Here is a 3,840-nt window from a genome sequence, read left to right on the forward strand (position 1 = left end):
AAAGCAAGGCATTTTAAAAATTTTTCAGATATTTGTTCTGAGAAATTGACTGAAAACCTTGCCAGATAAGGATTTGATTGAATGACATTTGCGAGAATGAAACGACCCTACCCCAACGGGGGGTTTGGGTAGGGTTGATTCATGAATCAACCCTACTATCAATCAACCCTACTATCAATCAACCCTACTATCAATCAACCCTACTATCAATCAACCCTAGGAGTTTGGGGGGTAGAACCCCCAAAGGCTTGGATTGAGTGATAAAATCGGAAGTAAGCTAAACGGCTTTTACTTCGGATCACCGATATAGACTCCAAAAGGGTTATAGCTATTGGATCATGCAGGTTAAGCGCCGTTTAGCTTAATACTAAATCCGTTGAGTATAGGCTACATATCAGGAGAGGCAGTCATGCAAAAGGGGGAATAAATAATCAGTTTTTAATAACTGGATTTAGTAGAATAACTTAAAAGCCGTTTAATGCCGATGACCAGTCTTATTTCCCCCACTACCGTCTCCTCAACCCGTTTAAGTCTCAGCTATCAAGTGGCTATGTCGGAACCGACTTCACACCTCTTTGAAGTTACTCTACAGATTACCGGTTGGCAAGCTCCGATTTTAAACCTAAAAATGCCGGTTTGGACTCCCGGTTCCTATCTAGTGCGGGAATACTCCCGTTTAGTCCAAGATTTTCAAGCTGTTAACCTCAACAGTCGCAAAGTTGCTAAAAATCACTGGCAGATTGACAATGGTGACAGTTCCGAAATAACGGTCAAATATCGCGTTTTTGCCCACGATTTAACCGTCAGAACCAACCATCTCGATGCTACTCACGGTTACTTCAACGGGGCTGCTTTATTCTTCTATATCCCCGATTATCAAAAACATCCCCTCACCCTGACAATTATCCCTCCCCATGGCGATTGGCGCGTTACCACTGCCTTAAAATCTTTACCCGGACAGAAAAACACCTTTCACGTTCCCGATTTTGATACCCTAGTGGACAGTCCTGTGGAGGTGGGGATTCATCAGTTATACGATTTTGTCGTCGAGGGAAAACCCCATCAATTAGCTATCTGGGGACGAGGAAACGCCAATCCTAGTCAAATTATCGCCGATACCACTAAAATTATTCAAACCGAGTCGGCTATGTTCGGTGGACTCCCTTATGATAATTATCTCTTTTTGCTACATCTTTCGGCGGCTGGTTACGGGGGACTAGAACATAAAAATTCCTGTACCCTTAACTATATGCGTTTGGGATTACGAGATAAGGATAAATATAATCGTTTTCTGCAATTAGTCGCCCATGAGTTCTTTCATCTCTGGAATATCAAGCGTATTCGCCCAAAAGCTTTAGAAAGCTTCGATTATGATGCAGAAAATTATACTTCTTCCCTCTGGTTTGCCGAAGGAACCACCAGTTATTACGATATAGTAATCCCTCTACGGGCGGGAATATACGATAGTAAGACTTTTTTAGAGCTTTTAAGCAAAGAAATCAGCCGTTATCTCAATATACCCGGTCGTCTTGTCCAACCTCTAGGCGAATCGAGTTTCGATGCTTGGATAAAACTCTACCGACGGGATAGCAATAGCGATAATAGTCAAATTTCCTACTATCTCAAGGGGGAATTATTGTCGCTGCTTCTCGATTTACTAATTCGCACCCACACCGATAACCGTCGTTCCCTCGATGATGTTTTACGCTCGATGTGGCAACATTTCGGTAAAGAGGAGATTGGTTATACCGATGGGGAGTTGCAGGCAATTCTCGAATCGGCTGCGGGAGTGGATTTAAGCGACTTCTACCAGCGTTATATCGACGGTTTAGAAGAATTACCCTTTAATCAATATCTTGAACCTTTTGGACTCTATCTGCGGGGGGTTGACAATGGGGAGACGATACCTCATCTGGGAATGCGGGTACAGAGTGAAGCGGGTAAAGAAATAATTAAATTTGTCGAGATGGGTTCCCCTTGCCAAAAAGCGGGAATTAATGCTGATGATGAATTATTGGCTATCGATGGATTGCGAGTGACGGCGGAACAGTTAAACGAAAGATTAAAAGACTACCGCGCAGGTGATATTATTCAGATAACAGTCTTTCATCTCGATGAATTGCGAACCCTTGCTGTTCCACTGGCTGCCCCGCAGACGATTCGCTATGAAATTATCAGGGTAGAAAATCCTTCTAATAGCCAGAAACAAAATTTTTCCGCATGGGTAAATCCCGTTTAGTTCTTGGTTCAATCAACAAAAAAATGTCTATTACTGCCGAAATTCCTTTCCTTCCTCTCGCCTATTTTGAGAATAAATTTATCCCTTTTAGCGAGGCAAAGTTATCCGTTGCTACCCACGCACTACACTACGGAACTGCCGCTTTCGGTGGTTTACGAGGTACTCCCGACCCTAGCAATCCTGGACAGATATTATTATTTAGATTGGAACGTCATTGTCAGCGTTTAAGTCAAAGTGCTAAGTTTCTTAATTACGAGATTCCTGCCGATAAAATCTATCAAATAATTATCGATTTTGTTAAAAAGAATCAGTGTAATCGACCTTTTTATATTCGTCCCCTTGTCTATAGTTCGGGGTTGGGAATTGCCCCGCGATTGCATGGTATCGAGAAGGATTTTCTCGTCTATGGTCTAGAAATGGATGATTATTTAGCAGCCGATGGGGTTAACTGTCGGATTAGTTCTTGGTATCGTCAGGAGGATAGAAGTTTCCCGTTGCGAGGTAAAATTAGCGCCGCTTATATCACTTCTGCTTTAGCAAAAACGGAAGCGGTGGAATCGGGGTTTGATGAGGCAATTTTAATGAATTCTCAGGGTAAAGTCTGTGAAGCGACGGGAATGAATATTTTTATCATCAGAAATGGTCAGCTAATTACTCCTAGTTTTGACCAAGATATCCTAGAGGGTATTACTAGAGATAGTGTTTTAACTATCGCGCGGGATTTGGGTATTCCGGTTATTGAAAGACCTGTAGATAAGACGGAGTTATTTATCGCTGATGAGGTGTTTTTAAGTGGCACTGCGGCGAAAATTACTCCGATTAAAAGGATTGAAACTTTTTCTTTACCCGCGGCTAAACCGATTACTTATCAGTTAAAAGAAAAGTTAAGTTCTATCGTTCTCAATCAGGAACCAAAGTATCAAGATTGGATTACTAAAGTTCCTTTGTAGTTAGACAAATTCACTCAATTTTTCCGGTTCTTCGGTTTGTTTCATGCAATGGACGGGGTCATGAGGGATGAAACCCTTATACACAGAGATGTTCGGCTATTGATACCGCATTAGCTTCTCCCCAGAAACCACCACCAGGGAGATACCCTAGCCCCACTATCCCTGTGGCTTGTGTCCAGCGAAACGGTTCGTCTCCACTAGCCGATCGACTTACCCCGACAACAACCGAACCATCAAATGATACTCCATAAGCATTACCGAAAAATTGGGTTTAAAGCCATTGATTGAAACTGTGAGTCTAAGTGGGATGCCGAAGGCACTGCCTAGCAGTACGCCGATCTGGTCGCGCAAGGGGCGGGCTATAATGAACATAAATAGATAGTCCGTCCTCAGCAGTTAGAAAATAATGCCTCAAGCACTCGAAGCCGTATTTGATGGAACAGCCCTTCAACTAGAAGAACCCTTAAACCTAGCCGCAGGCACGAGGGTGACAATTATCATCGGAAATTTTGGGTCTGAAACCCCGCCGTTTTAGGTTGGCTTTGCTGTTAAATATGAGCATCGTTTACGAAATATATGCTAAAATATGAGACATGGAAAAAGCCTATTCTTACCGATTTTACCCAACACCCGAACAAGAGTCGCTATTGC

At 42.7% G+C, this 3,840-nt stretch carries 4 protein-coding genes and 1 pseudogene; 4 read left to right on the forward strand and 1 reads right to left on the reverse strand.

Translation table 11 applies throughout. The annotated features are described in order from the left end of the window. The first annotated feature begins 478 nt into the window (after window positions 1-478). Both H6F92_RS07530 and H6F92_RS07535 read left to right on the forward strand, forming a co-directional pair. Window positions 479-2,239: a M61 family metallopeptidase gene (locus H6F92_RS07530; protein WP_190357387.1), complete on the forward strand. Its 1,761-nt coding sequence runs from the start codon at window positions 479-481 to the stop codon at window positions 2,237-2,239. A gap of 23 nt (window positions 2,240-2,262) precedes the next feature. Further along, window positions 2,263-3,189 (forward strand): branched-chain amino acid transaminase, encoded by a 927-nt coding sequence (locus H6F92_RS07535; protein WP_190357388.1) that lies wholly within the window; start codon window positions 2,263-2,265, stop codon window positions 3,187-3,189. Window positions 3,190-3,265: 76 nt separating this feature from the next. Here H6F92_RS07535 and H6F92_RS07540 read toward each other — a convergent pair. Further along, window positions 3,266-3,430: pseudogene (locus H6F92_RS07540) on the reverse strand (hypothetical protein); the annotation flags it as partial. Between the two features lie 165 nt (window positions 3,431-3,595). On the opposite strand from H6F92_RS07540, the gene H6F92_RS07545 reads away from it, so the two are divergent. Both H6F92_RS07545 and H6F92_RS27025 read left to right on the forward strand, forming a co-directional pair. After that, the gene (locus H6F92_RS07545) at window positions 3,596-3,724 is read left to right on the forward strand and encodes an antitoxin family protein (protein WP_002734565.1); all 129 of its coding nucleotides are present in this window, start codon (window positions 3,596-3,598) and stop codon (window positions 3,722-3,724) included. A gap of 58 nt (window positions 3,725-3,782) precedes the next feature. After that, a partial coding sequence (locus H6F92_RS27025) for a helix-turn-helix domain-containing protein (protein WP_190357389.1) occupies window positions 3,783-3,840 on the forward strand: 58 nt, incomplete at its 3' end.

It is taken from the genome of Microcystis wesenbergii FACHB-1317 (assembly GCF_014696875.1).
GTDB classification, from domain to species: domain Bacteria; phylum Cyanobacteriota; class Cyanobacteriia; order Cyanobacteriales; family Microcystaceae; genus Microcystis; species Microcystis wesenbergii_A.

What these genes read in the sequence shown, in the direction of transcription:
- H6F92_RS07530 (WP_190357387.1), top strand. Translation starts at nt 479, where the DNA reads ATGCCGATGACCAGTCTTATTTCCCCCACTACCGTCTCCTCAACCCGT.
- H6F92_RS07545 (WP_002734565.1), top strand. Translation starts at nt 3,596, where the DNA reads ATGCCTCAAGCACTCGAAGCCGTATTTGATGGAACAGCCCTTCAACTA.
- H6F92_RS07535 (WP_190357388.1), top strand. Translation starts at nt 2,263, where the DNA reads ATGTCTATTACTGCCGAAATTCCTTTCCTTCCTCTCGCCTATTTTGAG.